This window comes from Mycolicibacter sinensis (assembly GCF_001667375.1).
Taxonomy (GTDB): Bacteria; Actinomycetota; Actinomycetes; order Mycobacteriales; family Mycobacteriaceae; genus Mycobacterium; species Mycobacterium sinense_A.
This window is the reverse complement of record NZ_LZIN01000038.1, coordinates 36,038-51,711: the sequence shown is the minus strand read 5'-3', so window position 1 is coordinate 51,711 and position 15,674 is coordinate 36,038. Positions and strand designations below refer to the sequence as shown.

The 15,674-nt window shown below is 69.7% G+C and carries 17 protein-coding genes and 1 pseudogene; 12 read left to right on the top strand and 6 right to left on the bottom strand.

Annotated features, from left to right (window positions below):
- Positions 1–88 precede the first annotated feature (88 nt).
- The 6 genes from A5771_RS07915 to mnmA all read left to right on the top strand — a co-directional run bounded on the left by A5771_RS07915 (position 89) and on the right by mnmA (position 5,591).
- The gene (locus A5771_RS07915) at positions 89–832 is read left to right on the top strand and encodes an SDR family oxidoreductase (protein WP_064854663.1); all 744 of its coding nucleotides are present in this window, start codon (positions 89–91) and stop codon (positions 830–832) included.
- On the top strand, positions 829–1,554 hold the full coding sequence (locus tag A5771_RS07910) for an SDR family NAD(P)-dependent oxidoreductase (protein ID WP_064854662.1): 726 nt from the start codon (positions 829–831) through the stop codon (positions 1,552–1,554). The genes A5771_RS07915 and A5771_RS07910 overlap by 4 nt, the downstream gene beginning before the upstream one ends.
- Before the next feature lie 76 nt (positions 1,555–1,630).
- Positions 1,631–2,443 (top strand): GNAT family N-acetyltransferase, encoded by an 813-nt coding sequence (locus A5771_RS07905; RefSeq protein ID WP_064854661.1) that lies wholly within the window; start codon positions 1,631–1,633, stop codon positions 2,441–2,443.
- The gene (locus A5771_RS07900) at positions 2,440–3,282 is read left to right on the top strand and encodes a lysophospholipid acyltransferase family protein (RefSeq protein WP_082947114.1); all 843 of its coding nucleotides are present in this window, start codon (positions 2,440–2,442) and stop codon (positions 3,280–3,282) included. Before A5771_RS07905 ends, A5771_RS07900 begins: the two co-directional genes overlap by 4 nt.
- A gap of 37 nt (positions 3,283–3,319) precedes the next feature.
- Positions 3,320–4,504, top strand: a complete 1,185-nt coding sequence (locus A5771_RS07895; protein ID WP_064854660.1) for a cysteine desulfurase family protein — start codon at positions 3,320–3,322, stop codon at positions 4,502–4,504.
- 10 nt (positions 4,505–4,514) lie between these two features.
- On the top strand, positions 4,515–5,591 hold the full coding sequence (mnmA, locus tag A5771_RS07890; RefSeq protein ID WP_064854659.1) for a tRNA 2-thiouridine(34) synthase MnmA: 1,077 nt from the start codon (positions 4,515–4,517) through the stop codon (positions 5,589–5,591).
- 10 nt (positions 5,592–5,601) lie between these two features.
- Here the strand turns inward: mnmA and A5771_RS07885 are convergent, their stop codons facing one another.
- Complete coding sequence (locus A5771_RS07885) at positions 5,602–6,177, bottom strand: sensor domain-containing protein (RefSeq protein WP_082947135.1); 576 nt, start codon at positions 6,175–6,177, stop codon at positions 5,602–5,604.
- Positions 6,178–6,271: 94 nt separating this feature from the next.
- On the opposite strand from A5771_RS07885, the gene A5771_RS07880 reads away from it, so the two are divergent.
- Complete coding sequence (locus A5771_RS07880; RefSeq protein ID WP_064854657.1) at positions 6,272–7,285, top strand: methionine synthase; 1,014 nt, start codon at positions 6,272–6,274, stop codon at positions 7,283–7,285.
- A gap of 123 nt (positions 7,286–7,408) precedes the next feature.
- On the opposite strand, the gene A5771_RS07875 is transcribed toward A5771_RS07880, so the two are convergent.
- Both A5771_RS07875 and A5771_RS24635 read right to left on the bottom strand, forming a co-directional pair.
- Positions 7,409–7,978 (bottom strand): sensor domain-containing protein, encoded by a 570-nt coding sequence (locus tag A5771_RS07875; RefSeq protein WP_165606152.1) that lies wholly within the window; start codon positions 7,976–7,978, stop codon positions 7,409–7,411.
- 215 nt (positions 7,979–8,193) lie between these two features.
- A pseudogene (locus tag A5771_RS24635) lies at positions 8,194–8,603 on the bottom strand (DUF4226 domain-containing protein).
- A 223-nt stretch (positions 8,604–8,826) separates the two neighbouring features.
- On the opposite strand from A5771_RS24635, the gene A5771_RS07865 reads away from it, so the two are divergent.
- Together A5771_RS07865 and A5771_RS07860 are read left to right on the top strand one after the other, a co-directional pair.
- Positions 8,827–9,315, top strand: coding sequence for an SRPBCC family protein (locus tag A5771_RS07865; protein ID WP_064854654.1), 489 nt, complete (start codon positions 8,827–8,829; stop codon positions 9,313–9,315).
- Positions 9,312–9,617, top strand: a complete 306-nt coding sequence (locus A5771_RS07860) for an ArsR/SmtB family transcription factor (protein WP_109401062.1) — start codon at positions 9,312–9,314, stop codon at positions 9,615–9,617. Before A5771_RS07865 ends, A5771_RS07860 begins: the two co-directional genes overlap by 4 nt.
- Here A5771_RS07860 and A5771_RS07855 read toward each other — a convergent pair.
- Positions 9,612–10,007 carry an MmcQ/YjbR family DNA-binding protein gene (locus A5771_RS07855; protein ID WP_064854652.1) on the bottom strand — a complete coding sequence of 132 codons (396 nt, stop codon included), beginning with the start codon at positions 10,005–10,007 and terminating at the stop codon, positions 9,612–9,614. The two genes, A5771_RS07860 and A5771_RS07855, sit on opposite strands and share 6 nt — an antisense overlap.
- A gap of 17 nt (positions 10,008–10,024) precedes the next feature.
- On the bottom strand, positions 10,025–10,876 hold the full coding sequence (locus tag A5771_RS07850; protein WP_207545405.1) for an EamA family transporter: 852 nt from the start codon (positions 10,874–10,876) through the stop codon (positions 10,025–10,027).
- Positions 10,877–11,089: 213 nt separating this feature from the next.
- Here A5771_RS07850 and ligA point away from each other — a divergent pair, with 213 nt between their 5' ends.
- Positions 11,090–13,165 carry an NAD-dependent DNA ligase LigA gene (gene ligA / locus A5771_RS07845; RefSeq protein ID WP_064854651.1) on the top strand — a complete coding sequence of 692 codons (2,076 nt, stop codon included), beginning with the start codon at positions 11,090–11,092 and terminating at the stop codon, positions 13,163–13,165.
- On the opposite strand, the gene A5771_RS07840 is transcribed toward ligA, so the two are convergent.
- Complete coding sequence (locus A5771_RS07840; protein WP_064854650.1) at positions 13,162–13,836, bottom strand: hypothetical protein; 675 nt, start codon at positions 13,834–13,836, stop codon at positions 13,162–13,164. The genes ligA and A5771_RS07840 overlap by 4 nt on opposite strands.
- A gap of 30 nt (positions 13,837–13,866) precedes the next feature.
- On the opposite strand from A5771_RS07840, the gene gatC reads away from it, so the two are divergent.
- Both gatC and gatA read left to right on the top strand, forming a co-directional pair.
- Positions 13,867–14,166: an Asp-tRNA(Asn)/Glu-tRNA(Gln) amidotransferase subunit GatC gene (gene gatC / locus A5771_RS07835; RefSeq protein ID WP_064854803.1), complete on the top strand. Its 300-nt coding sequence runs from the start codon at positions 13,867–13,869 to the stop codon at positions 14,164–14,166.
- The gene (gene gatA / locus A5771_RS07830; RefSeq protein ID WP_064854649.1) at positions 14,163–15,644 is read left to right on the top strand and encodes an Asp-tRNA(Asn)/Glu-tRNA(Gln) amidotransferase subunit GatA; all 1,482 of its coding nucleotides are present in this window, start codon (positions 14,163–14,165) and stop codon (positions 15,642–15,644) included. Before gatC ends, gatA begins: the two co-directional genes overlap by 4 nt.
- The last annotated feature ends 30 nt before the right edge of the window (positions 15,645–15,674 follow it).

Genomic DNA, 15,674 nt, shown 5'->3' with positions numbered 1-15,674 from the left:
GAGACTACGGACTTTCCGGGGTACACCCATCGGCTCGCCGGTGCCAGTCTGGACCAGAGACAGTCGGCCGACGGAAGGGCGGAAGGACATGAAAATCACCGTGATGGGCGCCAGCGGTCAGATCGGCACGAAGGTGGTGTCGCTGCTGGCCGCCGCCGGGCACGAGCCGGTGGCCGCCTCGCGCAACACCGGCGCGGACGTACTCACCGGCGAGGGCCTGGCCGAGGCGCTGTCGGGTGCCGACGTGCTGGTCGACGTGGTGAACTCACCGGACTTTGACGACGACCCGGTGTTGGACTTCTTCACCCGCTCGACGACCAACCAGGTGACCGCGGCCCGCAAGGCCGATGTCAGCCACTACGTGGCGCTGTCGATCGTGGGCTGCGACGCCCTGCCCGACAGCGGCTACATGCGGGCCAAGGTCGCCCAGGAACGGATCATCACCGAATCCGGATTGCCGTACACGATCGTGCGCGCCACCCAGTTCCACGAGTTCGCCGACGCGATCACCGCATCGCTGACCGTCGACGGGGTGGTGCGGGTCCCCGAAGGCCTGATCCAGCCGATCGCCGGCGCGGACGTGGCCGCCGCGGTGGCGCGCGCCGCCCAGGCGGCGCCGGTCGACGGGATCGTCAACGTCGGCGGCCCGGAGAAGATGACCTTCGCCGAGCTGGCCGGGGCGGTGCTGGCGCACCGGGGCGAGTCCCTGCCGATCGTCGTCGACCCGGCCGCGGTCTATTTCGGCACCAAGGTCGGCGACACCGGGCTGGTCACCGGCGCCGACGCTACGCTGGCCCAGACCCGGCTGGTGGACTGGCTGGCGAGCCAGTGAACGATCTCGCGGGCCAGACCGCGCTGGTGACCGGCGGGACCGCGGGCATCGGACTCGAATCCGCGCGGCTGCTGGCGCAGCACGGCGCCGCGGTCATCATCACCGGCCGTTCGGCGCAGCGCGGCGCGGCGGCGGTCGCCGAACTCGGTTCCGGTGTGCGGTTCGTGGCCGCCGACCTGTCCGACCTCGAATCGGTGAAAGCCCTTGTCCGGCACTGCGGTGAGGTCGACATCGTGGTCAACAACGCCGCGAGCTTCCCGGGCGCGCTGACCGTCGAACAGGACGTCACGGCCTTCGAGTCGACGTTCGACACCAACGTGCGCGGCGCCTACTTTCTGGTCGCCGCCCTGGCCCCGGGAATGATGCGGCGAGGACACGGCAGCATCGTCAACGTCACCAGCATGGTCGCCTTCAAAGGTGTGCCGGGGGCGTCGAGCTACAGCGCCTCCAAGGCCGCGCTGGAATCGCTGACCCGCACCTGGGCCGCCGAATTCGGGCCGCATGGGGTGCGGGTGAACAGCGTCGCGCCCGGCCCCACCGCCACCGAGGGGGTGGTCGCCGAATGGGGAGAGGTCAACGACGAACTGGGCCGGGCGCTTCCGCTCGGCCGCACCGCACACGCGGCCGAGATCGCCGAAGCGGTGCTCTTCCTCGCCTCACCGAGGTCCAGCTTCATCACCGGATCGACACTGCACGCCGACGGCGGCGGCGCCGCCGCTTGAATTCGTCACCGAGCGTGCACCGACCTGTCATGCGGTGATTGCCTTTACGCCGCATGATTGCGCGACCGTACCGGGTGTGAGCACTGGTTCTGTACTCATCGCCCCCGACCCCGCCACCGACTACACCCCGCGATACTCGCTGCTGGTATCGACGGATCCTGCGCTGATTGAAGCCGCGCAGCGGCTGCGCTACGAAGTCTTCAGCGCCGAGCCGGGATTCGCGCTGCCGCACAGTGCCGACGGCCGCGACGCCGACCGGTTCGACGACTACTGCGATCACCTGTTGGTGCGCGACGACACCTCCGGCGCGCTGGTCGGCTGCTACCGGATGCTGCCCCCGACCGGTGCCATCGCCGCCGGAGGTCTTTACATTGCAAGCGAATTCGACGTGGGCGCGCTCGATCCACTGCGGCCGTCGCTGGTCGAGATGGGCCGGGCGGTAGTACGCCCGGGGCACCGCAACGGTGCCGTCGTGCTGTTGATGTGGGCCGGGATACTGGCCTATCTGGACCGCCACGAGTACGCCTACGTCACCGGCTGCGTGTCGGTGCCCGTTTCCGGCGAGGGTGCGCCCGGCAGCCAGATCCGCGGCGTCCGCGACTTCGTGCGGCGCCGTCACGCTTCCCAGCACCGAGTGAGGCCGTATCGGCCGGTGGTGCTCGGTGGCAAGAGCCTTGACCAGATCACTCCGCCGGCTCGCCGGGTCCTGCCGCCGCTGCTGCGCGGCTATCTGCGGCTGGGGGCGCGGATCTGCGGTGAACCGGCCCACGACCCCACCTTCGGGGTGGCGGACTTCCCGGCGCTGCTGTGCCGAAGCGAGGCAGACACCCGGTATCTGCGCCGGCTGCGCTCGATGGCTGCGGCAGCCGCCGGCACCGCCGAAGCGTGACCCGGGCCGTCGTGCACCCCTGGGCGCCGCGGGGATGCTGCACGCCGGCGTGCGTGCACGGCGCCGCCGAGCGGGTGTCCCCGGCGGTGGTGGCGGCCCGGCTGGCCTTGGTGCTGCTGTTGATACCGGTGCTGCCACTGCTGGCCGTGCCGCTACCGGGCCGGGTGCACTTGCAGCGCGGCTGCTGCCGGCTGGTGCTGCGCTGCTTCGGAGTGCGGGTGACCACGACCGGCGGGCCGGTGCGCAACCTGCCCGGCATGCTGGTGGTCAGTGCGCACACCTCTTGGCTGGACGTGTTCGTCGTCGGCGCGGTGTCGCCGGGCACGTTCGTGGCCCGCGCCGACCTGATCGGCTGGCCCGGCGTCGGGGCGCTGGCCCGTCTGCTGCGGATCATCCCGATCGACCGGCACAGCCTGCGCGGGCTGCCGGCGGTCGTCGAAGCGGTGACGGCCAGGTTGCGGCAAGGCCGCGTCGTCGTGGCGTTCCCGGAGGGCACCACCTGGTGCGGGCGGACCCACGGCAGGTACTACCCGGCGATGTTCCAAGCCGCCGTGGACGCATCGCGGCCGGTGCAGCCGCTGCGGCTCAGCTACCACCACCCCGACGGGTCGCGCTCGACCCTGCCCGCGTTCGTCGGTGACGACACCCTGGTGGCCTCGATGCGGCGCTTGATCACCGCACGGCGCACCCTTGCCCGGGTGCACGTCGCGTCCCTGCAGCTGCCGGGGTTCGATCGGCGTGAGCTGGCCGCCCGCTGTCAGGCCTTGGTAAGTTGCCGGGTGGGTTGTCGGGCACAGCCAAGCCGCCAGGCCTGCAGCGTCTGCGGAATGCATGGCTGATCGGGTGCCTCGAAGTGCCCGGTATTCTGGGCGGGTCATGGTCTATCTGGATCACGCCGCCACCACCCCGATGTACCCCGAGGCCATCGAGGCGATGGCGGCTGTCATGAGCAGTGTCGGCAACGCCTCGTCGCTGCACGCGGGCGGCCGCGCCGCACGCCGCCGGATGGAGGAGTCCCGGGAGTCCATCGCCGCGCAGCTGGGCGCCCGCCCGTCGGAGGTGGTGTTCACCGCCGGCGGCACCGACGGCGACAACCTGGCGGTCAAGGGAATCTACTGGGCCCGCCGGGATGCCGAGCCGCGCCGGCGCCGGATCATCACCACCGAGGTCGAACACCACGCTGTGCTCGACTCGGTCAGCTGGCTCGCCGAGCACGAAGGCGCCGAGATCACCTGGCTGCCCACCCAGTCCGACGGTTCGGTGTCGGCGGCCGCGCTGCGCGCGGAATTGGAGGCCGGTCGCGCTGACGATGTCGCGCTGATATCGGTGATGTGGGCCAACAACGAGGTCGGAACCGTGCTACCGGTCGCCGAATTAGCCGCAGTCGCAGCGGAATTCGGGGTGCCCATGCACTCCGACGCTGTGCAGGCCGTCGGGCAGCTGCCGGTCGACTTCCAAACCAGCGGGCTGTCGGCGCTGAGCCTGACCGCCCACAAGTTCGGTGGTCCCTGCGGGGCGGGCGCGCTGCTGGTGCGCCGCGACGTGACGTGTGTCCCGCTGATGCACGGCGGCGGTCAGGAACGTGACATCCGTTCGGGCACACCCGATGTCGCGGGCGCGGTCGGGATGGCCACGGCACTGCAGATCGCGGTGGGCTCACTGGAGGTTACCGCCGACCGGGTGGCGGGCCTGCGCGACCGCCTCATCGACGGGGTGCTCGCGGCGATCGACGACACCTGCGTCAACGGGTCGCGCACCGACCGGCTGCCGGGTAACGCGCACTTCACCTTCGCCGGCTGCGAAGGCGACTCCTTGCTGATGTTGTTGGACGCCAACGGGATCGAATGCTCCACCGGTTCGGCGTGTACTTCCGGGGTGGCGCGACCGTCGCATGTCCTGACCGCGATGGGCGCCGACCCGGTCGCTGCGCGCGGCTCGCTGCGATTGTCGTTGGGGCACACCAGCGTCGAGGCCGACGTGGACGCGGTGCTGGCGGTGCTGCCCGGCGCCGTGGAACGGGCCCGACAGGCTATGCTGGCCGCCGCGGGGGTGCCGCGATGAAGGTGGCCAAATGAAGGTAGTCGCCGCTATGAGCGGCGGAGTGGATTCGTCGGTCGCCGCGGCCCGCATGGTCGACGCCGGCCACGACGTGGTCGGCGTGCACCTGGCGCTGTCGCGCAACCCGGGCACGCTGCGCACCGGCTCGCGGGGCTGTTGCTCGCGGGAGGACTCCGACGACGCCCGTCGGGTCGCCGACGTGCTGGGCATCCCGTTCTACGTGTGGGACTTCTCCGAGCAGTTCCAGGCAGAGGTGATCGACGACTTCGTCGAATCCTATGCCCGCGGCGAGACCCCGAACCCGTGCGTGCGCTGCAACGAGAAGATCAAGTTCTCCGCGGTTGCCGCTCGCGCCGTGGCGCTCGGCTTCGACATGGTGGCCACCGGTCACTACGCCCGGCTCGCCGACGGCCGGCTGCGCCGCGCGGTCGACGCCGACAAGGACCAGTCCTATGTGCTGGCGGTGCTGACCGCCGAACAGCTGAGCCACGCGGCGTTCCCGATCGGTGATACCCCCAAGCCGGAGATCCGCGCCGAAGCCGCCGAACGCGGCCTGGCGGTGGCCGGCAAACCCGACAGCCACGACATCTGCTTCATCCCGACCGGCGACACCCGCACCTTTCTGGGCAGCCATATCGGGGTGCGGCCCGGGGCCGTTGTCGACGCCGGCGGCACGGTGCTGGCCGAACACGACGGGGTGCACGGCTTCACCATCGGCCAGCGCAAGGGCCTGGGCATCGCCGGGCCCGGACCGGATGGCCGGCCGCGCTATGTGACCGGTATCGACGCTGCCACCGGCACCGTCACCGTGGGCGCCGCCGCCGACCTGGACGTGCTGGAGCTGACCGGGCGGACGCCGGTGTTCACCTCGGGGCGGGCGTGGGACGGGCCCGTCGAGTGCGAGGTGCAGGTGCGCGCGCACGGCGAGACCGTCGGCGCGATCGCCGAACCGGTCGGCGACGAACTGCGGGTGCGGCTGCGTGAGCCGCTGCGCGGAGTGGCCCGCGGCCAGACCCTGGCCTGCTACCGCCCGGACGCGCACGGCGACGAAGTGATCGCCAGCGCCACCATCGCCGGCACCGGCGACTGAGCCACCGCCCTTAACCGGGAACCCCGGCCGCCATGTTGATCACCACCAGATCGGCGATCGACTCCGAGAACCCGCAGTGGGTGACCTCCAGCAGGGCCACCGTTTTGAGCAGGTAGGAACGGCCGCACGCGCCGGCACGGGTATGCAGCGTCTGCTGGTCGGCGGCCCAGTCGCCGACCAGGACCGGGCCGGCCGAACTGTCGGCGCACTCGGCGACGGTGCCGATGAGGGCGTCGAATGCGCTCCGGGCGGTATCCGGGTCGGGGTAGACGGCGGCGCCCTCGGAGATCAAGGCGCCCTTGGGAGGGTACTGGTAGGTGATCTTGCGGAACTGGGCGAACTCCCGGCCGAACACCGTGTTCTCGGCGTAGATGTAGCGGCACGGTGCAGGCAGCGTCGCGGCGAGTTCGTCGATGTCGACCGGCGAGGTGGTATCCATGGACGGGATAATCGTCAATTCCTCACCGGCGCCGGTGATCCCACGCATCCGGGAGTTGTCGAGCAAGATCCTGCTGACCTCGACCCCTTCGGGTGGCAGGCGACCCGGAATCTGCGTCGGTGGCAGTAGGCCCGCGCCACCCACCATCCGGGTGCACCCCAGCAGGGCCGCGACCGCGCACAACGGCAGCAGCCGCGAGGTCCTCACTCGTCGAAGGTTAGCCCGCCGGTACGGTTCCCGGGTGAGTGTTTTCGCCACCGGCACCGGTATCGGCTCCTGGCCGGGTACCTCCGCGCGCCAAGCCGCCGAGGTGGTGGTGGGGGAGCTGGGCGGCAGCCTGGCGCACCTGGTCGAGTTGCCCGGCCGCGGGGTGGGTGCCGATCTGATCGGCCGGGCCGGCGCACTGCTGGTCGACATCGCCATCGACACCGCCCCGCGCGGCTACCGGCTGGCCGCGCGGCCCGGCGCGGTGAGCCGGCGCGCGGTCAGCCTGCTCGGCGAGGACGCCGATGCCCTCGAAGAAGCCTGGGAGATCGCCGGCCTGCGCGGCAGCGGGCAGCCGGTCAAGGTGCAGGCGCCCGGGCCGCTGACCTTGGCCGCCGAGGTAGAGCTGGCTAACGGCCACCGGGCCATCACCGACCCCGGTGCGGTCCGGGACCTGGCCGCGTCGCTGGCCGAGGGGCTCAAGACGCATCGGGCCGAGCTGTCCCGTCGGCTCGACACCCCGGTGGTCGTGCAGTTCGACGAGCCGTCCCTGACCGCCGCGGTGACCGGCCGGCTGGCCGGGGTGACCGCGCTGAGCCCGGTGCCCGGCATCGATGAGGCGGTGGCCACGGCGCTGCTCAACGGCTGCGCCGAGACCGTGGGCGGCGAGGTGCTGGTGCACAGTTGCGCGGCTGGACTGCCGTGGAATGTGTTGCAGCGCAGTAGTATCACTGCGGTATCGCTGGACGCCACCGCATTGGAGGCGCCCGACTACGACGCGATCGGCGCGTTCGTCGATTCCGGCCGCACCGTGGTGCTGGGGTTGCTCCCGGCGGTCGCGCCGGCGCGGCGCCCGTCGGTGGAGGAACTCGCCGCCGCGGTGGCCGCGGTCACCGACCGGATCGGCTTTGCGCGCTCGGTGCTGGGCGAGCGGGTCGGTATCAGCCCGGTCTGCGGGATGGCCGGCGCCACGCCCGAGTGGGCACGCACCGCAGTGGGGCTGGTGCGCAAGGCGGGTGAGGCGCTGGCGCAGGATCCGGAGGCGGTGTAGCGGCTCCGGCGGAAACCGGCCCCGAACCGAGGCTGATTTTCCGCAGATGACGAACTAGTTGTCGGCGTGCGTGTGATGCTGTCTCGCGATGCGCGGCGAACGACGAGGTCGGCGATTATTTACTTACTTCACCCGGTCGGAGATCAATTGCGTGACAGCTTCTGCGATCTGGTCCGAGCGGGGAATACCTTGGACTACGACATCGATCAGCACTGATGATGCTACGCGGTATATTACGCTCTGCGAATTCCCCGGGAAGACCAGGGCAACAGTGGACGGATCTTGTCTATTCATGCGGAAATCGTAGAGCTTTGCCTTTAGCGTCGCGCAAGCCTCGGAGAACGATACGATCCGGTCGAATTCAGCTTTCGCCGCGCCGTCATCGGGATATATCCCGACCGCCTGCGTGACGGCAGAGATGACGTTTATTTCTTTACCGACGGCCGTGTATGTCATGGCGCGAAACTGTGTCCAGTTATGGCCAAAAGCGTCTTCTTGGCCGAACACCGGGCGACACTGCTCCGGCGTGTGCGAGCTTTCGTGATGCGAGGCGGGCGCATCCCTCACCGGCAGCGAAGTGAGGTCGTTGCGGTCAGCGATACGTTTAACCTCACCGAGCCCCACGATCAACGAGCCGGCATCTACGCCCGGTACCGCGCCAACGCCGCCGGAATGGCAGGCGCTTAGCGCCACGACAATACCGTACGTGATAGCGGGCATCTTGAACCGTGGGAACAACCTTTTGCGAATCACGTTATCCCCTCCAAAAACCACACGGTCAGACACCTCATCTAGGAAGTTCTGGGGTAGGTGGCACTTGTATCGTGACGCCATAAGCGAGGAATTTGGCTGACAAGGTAAGAATTTCGTCATATAATTCCTGAGCTTCCGCGTTATACTCCGCCGCCTCAGCAGGGTTTCGGGGATCCGGGGGGCGGGCGTTGTGCGGCAATTTTTACGTTCACTTCCGCCAAGTCCTGATACAGATCGTCAAGTGATTCATTTACCGGTGATTGATCGTCAGGACCGCCTTTTTGCTTCGCGCCACCAGCCGGGTACCGCCCGGTCAACGCCAGCAGATACGCCTGGAACTGGCGGGCTCCGGCCGGGGTGCCAAGGCCTGGCCAGGTTGCGGCGGCCGCACGGATCTCTGTTTCAAGCGCATCCAACGCTGTCGTGCCTGCAGGTTGTACTGGTGCGCGCCGTGCAGGATCCCCTCGAAAGTCCGGTCGAGTTCCACCGACGTCGCCAGCCGCTGCACCAACTGCTGTTCGCGTGCCCGGGCGGCATCGGCGAAGGCGCCCAACTGGTCCGGCATAGCGCAAAGGTACGCGCGTCGGCGTCATCGCGTGTACGCAAGTGACTGGTTCGCGCTGGCCCCGGCCAGTGATGTCGTCTTTGTCGTCGCGCTGACCGGAACGGCGCCTGCTTCCCTACGGCAGTGTCCCGTCGGCGGATTCGGCCCGATCTAACAGCGCAACCGAAGGGTTGCGCATCGGGGCCGGGGCTTGTTCTACTGATAGGCAACCAGGAGGTTGCGTATGAGCGCCGATCGTATCGAGAAGCAGGTCGTGTTGCGGGCATCGCTGGACCGGGTGTGGCAGGCGATCAGCGACTCGGCGGAATTCGGGCAGTGGTTCGGTGTCCGGATCGACGGACCCTTCGTCGCCGGCAGTTCGGTGACGGCGACGATCACCCCGACGACCGTCGACGAGGAGGTCGCCCGGCTGCAGGAGCCGCACGCGGGCAACCGAACGACATGGCAGATCGTCGCGGTGGAACCGCGGCGACGGTTCGCCTACCGCTGGCACCCATGCGCCGGTGAGGCCGATGCCGAGGACGAGCCGACCACCCTGGTGGAGTTCACCCTCGCCGAAACGGCCGACGGGGTGCACCTCACCATCGTCGAGAGCGGCTTCGACGCGCTGCCGGAAGCCCGGCGCTCCGGTGCGTTCGAGGCGAACTCCGGCGGTTGGGCGCACCAGGCGGAGTTGGTGCGCAAGCACCTGGCGCTGGGCCGGCCGGCGTGACGGCCCCGGTCTTCGGCGCGCTCGGAGACCCCAACCGGTTGCTAATCGTCAAGCGGCTGTGCGAGGGCGGTCCCTGTTCGACTTCTCAAGTCGCCCAGGTGGTCCCGGTGACGCGGCAGGCGGCCACGAAACATCTGCAACTGCTGGAGGAGGTGGGCCTGGTCAACAGCGCCCGCCGCGGCCGAGAACGCATCTGGGAGGTGCAGACCCGGCCCCTGGCCGAAGCTGGTGACTACCTCGCCGCGCTGTCGCGGCGCTGGGACGCCACCATCCACCGGTTGCGCGCCCACGTCGAGTCATAGCCCGTCGAGCAGCCGGATCAACCGTGACGACGCGGTCAGCCGAAACGAGGCGTCGACCAGTTCGCCGACCTCATCCCAATCCACCTGGGCGGCATCGAAATCCAGTCCCAGCCAGCCTGACGGTCCCAGATACATCGGATAGAAGAACCGGTTGTCCTGCTCGAGGGCGCGCCGCTCGGATTCCTCGACCTTGACCAGTAGCGAGTGGGGATAGCGCACCATCGTGCCGTCGATCTTGGTGCTGCCGCTGTAGATCGCGAACATCTTCGGCGCGCAGAACACCGGGCGGCCGTGCGAGATCTTCTCGGACGCCTCGGGAAAGCCCAAGGCGATGCGGCGCAGGTCCGCCAGGCCCGGGTCGTCGTCGCGGAACATGATCGGGTGCGGCACCGTATCAGGCTAAAGCCTCAGCCGGTGGTGATCATCGCCACCGCGGCGGCCGCGAGCACCATGCCGACGACCTGCCAGCGATGTACTCGTTCGCGCAGCACCACGATCGCCAGCACCACTGTTGCTGCCGGGTACAGCGAGATGAGCACGCTGCCGAGCGAGAGCAGCGAGGTGTGCAGCGTCAGCACCATCGTCACGTTGGCCCCGGTGTCCAGCACGCCGGCGATCAGCGCCAGCCGCAGCGGGGCCCCCGACGGTGGCGCCGCGTTGCGGGTGGCCGTCGCCAGCACAACCACCAGCACGGTCGCCGCGGCCCGGGCGAACAGCAGTGGCCAGAGCCGCGACTGGAGCTCGGTGTGGTCGATGCACACGAAGTTGAGTCCGAGCGCCAATCCGGAGGCGATCGTCAGCCAGGCCACCTTGTAGGTGAAGCGGTGCGGTGTGGGAGTCCCGCCGGTGGCCTCTCGGCTGATCAGCAACACGGCCATCAGTGCCAGTGCGATGCCGGCCGTGGCCACCGGGCTGGGCCGCTCACCGGAGAGGAACCCGAAACCGATCGGGACGGCGGAGTCGACCAGGGCGGCCAGGGGTGACACCACCGAGATCGGTCCGGCGGCCAGCGCCGAGAAGAACCACCAGATACCGACCGCCTGGCTGATCCCGCCCAGTGCCCCGTAGATCACCGCGTTGGTGGTGACCGAGCCGCCGCACAGCACGGCCAGGCCGCCGATCAGCACCATCGACACCGGCGTGGAGATCAGGATCACCCGCAGCGCGGTGACCTGGCGGGCGGCCACCCCGCCGACGAAGTCGGTGACGCCGAAGCCGGCGGCCGACAGCAACGCCAGCGAGGGGCTTGAAGAGGCCATGCGTGCTCGGTGCTCCTAATGAGGTCAGTCCCGCGGTGGTGAGCAAGCTCTCTCCCGATGGCTTACGCAGGGCGCAGATTAACCACTCGCGGTGTACAGGCCGTGAACGGTTCGGGTCGGTTCGGTTTTTTCGGCCCTGGCCAGCGGGCCGGCGGGACAAGAATCACCCTGCGCCGAAACTCCGGCGCAGACCGAACCGGATAACCTGCGGGGGTGAGCCCACAAGCGGACAGCGTCACCCCTGAGATCCGGCGGCAGTGGCACGACCTGGCCGAAGACGTGCGCGAGCACCAGTTCCGCTACTACGTCAAAGACGCGCCGATCATCCCCGACAGTGAATTCGACGATCTTTTCAACCGGCTGCTCGCGCTCGAGGACGCGCACCCCGAGCTGCGGGCCGCGGACTCACCGACCCAGCTGGTGGGCGGGGCCGGGTTCACCACCGAGTTCGCGCCGGCCGAGCACCTGGAGCGGATGCTGTCGCTGGAGGACGTGTTCTCACCCGATGAGCTGACCGCCTGGGCGGGCCGGGTTGCCGGGGAGATCGGCGGCGACACCACCTATCTGTGCGAGCTCAAAGTCGACGGGGTGGCGCTCGGGCTGGTGTATCGCGACGGCCGCCTGAGCAGCGCGGCCACCCGCGGCGACGGCCGCGTCGGCGAGGACGTGACGCTCAACGCGCGCACCATCGCCGACATCCCCGAATTCCTCACCGCCGCCGGCGAATTCCCGATCCCGGCGGTGCTGGAAGTGCGCGGCGAGGTGTACTTCCGGCTGGAGGACTTCGAAACCCTCAACGCCGGGCTGGTCGCCGAGGGCAAGGCGCCGTTCGCCAATCCCCGCAACAGCGCGGCCGGGTCACTGCGGCAGAAGAACCCGGCCGTCACCGCCCGCCGCAATCTGCGGATGGTCTGCCACGGTCTCGGCTACACCGAGGGATTCAACCCGGCCACCCTGCACGAGGCCTACACCGCGATGAGCGCCTGGGGCCTGCCGGTCTCGGCCCACACCGCCCGCGTCGAAGGCATGGCCGCTGTAGCCGAACGCATCACCTACTGGGGCGAGCACCGCCACGACGTCGAACACGAAATCGACGGTGTGGTCGTCAAAGTCGATGATCGGGCACTGCAGCGCCGACTTGGTGCCACCTCGAGGGTGCCGCGTTGGGCGGTGGCCTACAAGTACCCACCGGAGGAGGCGCAGACCACGCTGGTCGACATCCGGGTCAGCGTCGGGCGCACCGGCCGGGTCACCCCGTTCGCCTACATGATCCCGGTCAAGGTGGCCGGCTCCACGGTGGGGCTGGCCACCCTGCACAACGCCTCGGAGGTCAAACGCAAAGGCGTGCTGATCGGCGACACCGTGATCATCCGCAAGGCCGGCGACGTGATCCCCGAGGTGCTCGGGCCGGTCGTCGACCTGCGCGACGGCACCGAACGCGAATTCGTCATGCCCACCCACTGCCCCGAATGCGGAACCCTGCTGGCGCCGGCCAAGGAGGCCGACGTCGACATCCGCTGTCCCAACGCGCGGTCCTGCCCGGCGCAGCTGCGCGAGCGGGTGTTCCACGTCGCCGGCCGCGGCGCCTTCGACATCGAGGCCCTCGGGTACGAGGCGGCGATCGCGCTGCTGAGCGCCGGCGTCATCACCGACGAGGGCGATCTGTTCACCCTCACCGAAGACGACCTGCTGCGCACCGAGTTGTTCACCACCAAAGGTGGTGCGCTGTCCAAGAACGGCCGGCAATTGCTGGTCAACCTGGACAAGGCCAAATCCCAACCGCTGTGGCGGGTGCTGGTGGCGTTGTCGATCCGCCACGTCGGCCCGACCGCGGCCCGGGCGCTGGCCACCGAGTTCGGCAGCCTGGAGGCGATCACCGCGGCGTCCACCGAGCAGCTGGCGGCCGTCGAGGGCGTCGGGCCCACCATCGCCAGCGCGGTCACCGAATGGTTCGACGTCGACTGGCACCGCACGATCGTCGACAAGTGGCGGGCGGCCGGGGTGCGGATGGCCGACGAGCGCGACGCGAGCATCGCACGAACCCTGGAGGGCTTGAGCATCGTCGTGACCGGTTCCCTGACCGGCTTCTCCCGCGATGAGGCCAAGGAGGCAATCATCGCCCGCGGCGGCCGGGCGGCCGGATCGGTGTCGAAGAAGACCGCCTATGTCGTCGCCGGTGACGCGCCGGGGTCGAAGTACGACAAGGCCGTCGAACTCGGCGTGCCGATCCTCGACGAAGAGGGCTTCGCCAGGTTGCTGGCCGAAGGGCCGGCCGAGACAACGGATTAGCCCAGCAGGGTCGCGACGATCCCGGCCAGATAGCCCAGCCGCGCCACTTCGGCCGGCAGGAACGCCGGACCGCCGGTGCGTCCCAAGACCACCGCGGTGCGCGGGTCGCCCAGCGGGGCGGCCAGGAGCGCGGTGTCCATCTCCCGCCAGACCGTGGGGACCCACTCGGCGGTGTTGTCCAGCGCGGTGGCGCGCTCGATGGGCAGCCACGGCAACGCACCGACTTCGGTCTCGGGGGTGCCCGGGCTGCCGGCCAGCCGGCGGAACCGCCCGGCGGATCCCTCGCCGTGCACCACCATGCACCAGCTGACCCGCAGCACCCGGGGCGCGTCGTCGACCAGCTTCTGCAGTTTGGCCCGGCGGTCACCGGCCGCCGCGATGCGGTCGATGAGCTCGAGTTCGCGGTGCGCCTCCAGCAGCCCGGTGTGCGGGCGCACACTGTGCACTCGTATCCCGGTGAGCCGTTCGGCGGCGGTGATCAGCACGTCGGGCATCGACCCGGGCGGCAGCTCGACCACCAGATCGTCGATCGCCGAGCCACTGCCGCGCTCGATGACGTCCAGCGACAAGATGTCGGCACCCACCGAGCCCAGGGCGAGCGCCAGCGACCCGAGGCTGCCCGGGCGGTCGTCCAGTTCGACGCGCAGCAGATAGGAAGGCACGGCGAACACTGTTCCACAGCCCGGCTAGGCTTGGCGGTCGTGTCCCAGATCTCCCGTGACGACGTAGCGCACTTGGCCCGGCTGGCCCGGCTGGCGCTGACCGACGCCGAACTCGACGGCTTCGCCGGCCAACTCGACGCGATCCTGACCCACGTCAGCACAATCCAGGCCGTGGACGTCACCGGTGTGCAGGCGACCGACAATCCGCTCAAGGCCGTCAACGTCACCCGTCCCGATGAGATCGTGCCCTGCCTGACTCAGCAGCAGGCGCTCGCGGCCGCCCCCCGTGCCGAAGACGGCCGCTTCGCGGTGCCGCAGATCCTGGGGGAGAGCCAGTGAGTGAGCTGATCCGGTCCGACGCGGCCACCCTGGCGGCGCGGATCGCTGCCCGCGAGGTGTCCTCGGTCGAGGTCACCAGAGCTCACCTGGACCAGATCGCGGCCACCGACGACCGCTACGGGGCGTTCCTGCACGTCGGCGCCGATGAGGCGCTCGCCGCGGCGGAAGCGGCCGACCAGGCGATCGCCGCCGGCGAGGCGCCCTCGGCGCTGGCCGGGGTGCCGCTGGCGCTCAAGGACGTGTTCACCACCGTCGATGCGCCCACCACCTGCGGATCGAAGATCCTGGAAGGCTGGCGGCCCCCCTACGACGCGACCGTGACCGCACGGCTGCGCGCGGCCGGCATCCCGATCCTGGGCAAGACCAACATGGACGAGTTCGCGATGGGCTCCTCCACGGAGAACTCCGCCTACCAGGTGACCCGCAACCCCTGGGATGTCGAGCGGGTGCCGGGCGGGTCCGGCGGTGGGAGCGCCGCAGCGCTGGCGGCTTTCCAGGCGCCGCTGGCCATCGGCACCGACACCGGCGGTTCCATTCGCCAGCCGGCCGCGCTGACCGCCACCGTCGGCGTCAAACCCACCTACGGCACGGTCAGCCGCTACGGGCTGGTGGCCTGCGCGTCATCGCTGGACCAGGGTGGGCCGTGCGCGCGCACGGTGGCCGACACCGCGCTGCTGCATCAGGTGATCGCCGGGCATGACCCGCGCGACTCCACCTCGCTGGACGCACCGGTGCCCGACGTCGTCGCCGCCGCGAAAGCCGGGGCCGGCGGCGACCTCTCGGGTGTGCGGATCGGGGTGGTGCGCCAGCTGCACAGCGGGGAGGGCTACCAGCCGGGCGTGCTGGCGTCGTTCCACGCCGCCGTCGAACAGCTGACGGCGCTGGGCGCGCAGATCTCCGAGGTGGACTGCCCGCACTTCGACTTCTCGCTGAGCGCCTACTACCTGATCCTGCCCTCGGAGGTGTCGTCGAACCTGGCCCGGTTCGACGCGATGCGGTTCGGGCTGCGCGTCGGTGACGACGGCACCCACAGCGCCGAGGAGGTGATGGCGCTGACCCGCGCAGCCGGATTCGGTCCGGAGGTCAAGCGCCGCATCATGCTCGGCACCTACGCGCTGTCAGCGGGCTACTACGACGCCTACTACAACCAGGCGCAGAAGGTGCGCACGTTGATCGCCCGCGATCTGGACGAGGCCTATAAGTCCGTCGACGTGCTGATCTCACCGACCACGCCCAGCACGGCGTTCCGGCTGGGGGAGAAGGTGGACGACCCGCTGGCGATGTACCTGTTCGACTTGTGCACGCTGCCGCTGAACCTGGCCGGGCATTGCGGGATGTCGGTGCCGTCGGGTCTCTCCGGCGACGACGGGATGCCGGTGGGCCTGCAGATCATGGCGCCGGCGTTGGCCGACGACCGGCTCTACCGGGTGGGCGCCGCCTACGAGGCCGCCCGGGGGGCTCTGCCCACCCCGGTGTAGTCGAGTACATACCCCCGCGGGTATGGCATC

Bases quoted from the DNA above. Each gene is read 5' to 3' on its own strand.
- A5771_RS07865 (WP_064854654.1), top strand. From the start codon at position 8,827: ATGAGCGCCGATCGTATCGAGAAGCAGGTCGTGTTGCGGGCATCGCTG.
- A5771_RS07895 (WP_064854660.1), top strand. From the start codon at position 3,320: ATGGTCTATCTGGATCACGCCGCCACCACCCCGATGTACCCCGAGGCC.
- A5771_RS07915 (WP_064854663.1), top strand. From the start codon at position 89: ATGAAAATCACCGTGATGGGCGCCAGCGGTCAGATCGGCACGAAGGTG.
- A5771_RS07850 (WP_207545405.1), bottom strand. From the start codon at position 10,876: ATGGCCTCTTCAAGCCCCTCGCTGGCGTTGCTGTCGGCCGCCGGCTTC.
- mnmA (WP_064854659.1), top strand. From the start codon at position 4,515: ATGAAGGTAGTCGCCGCTATGAGCGGCGGAGTGGATTCGTCGGTCGCC.
- A5771_RS07885 (WP_082947135.1), bottom strand. From the start codon at position 6,177: ATGGTGGGTGGCGCGGGCCTACTGCCACCGACGCAGATTCCGGGTCGC.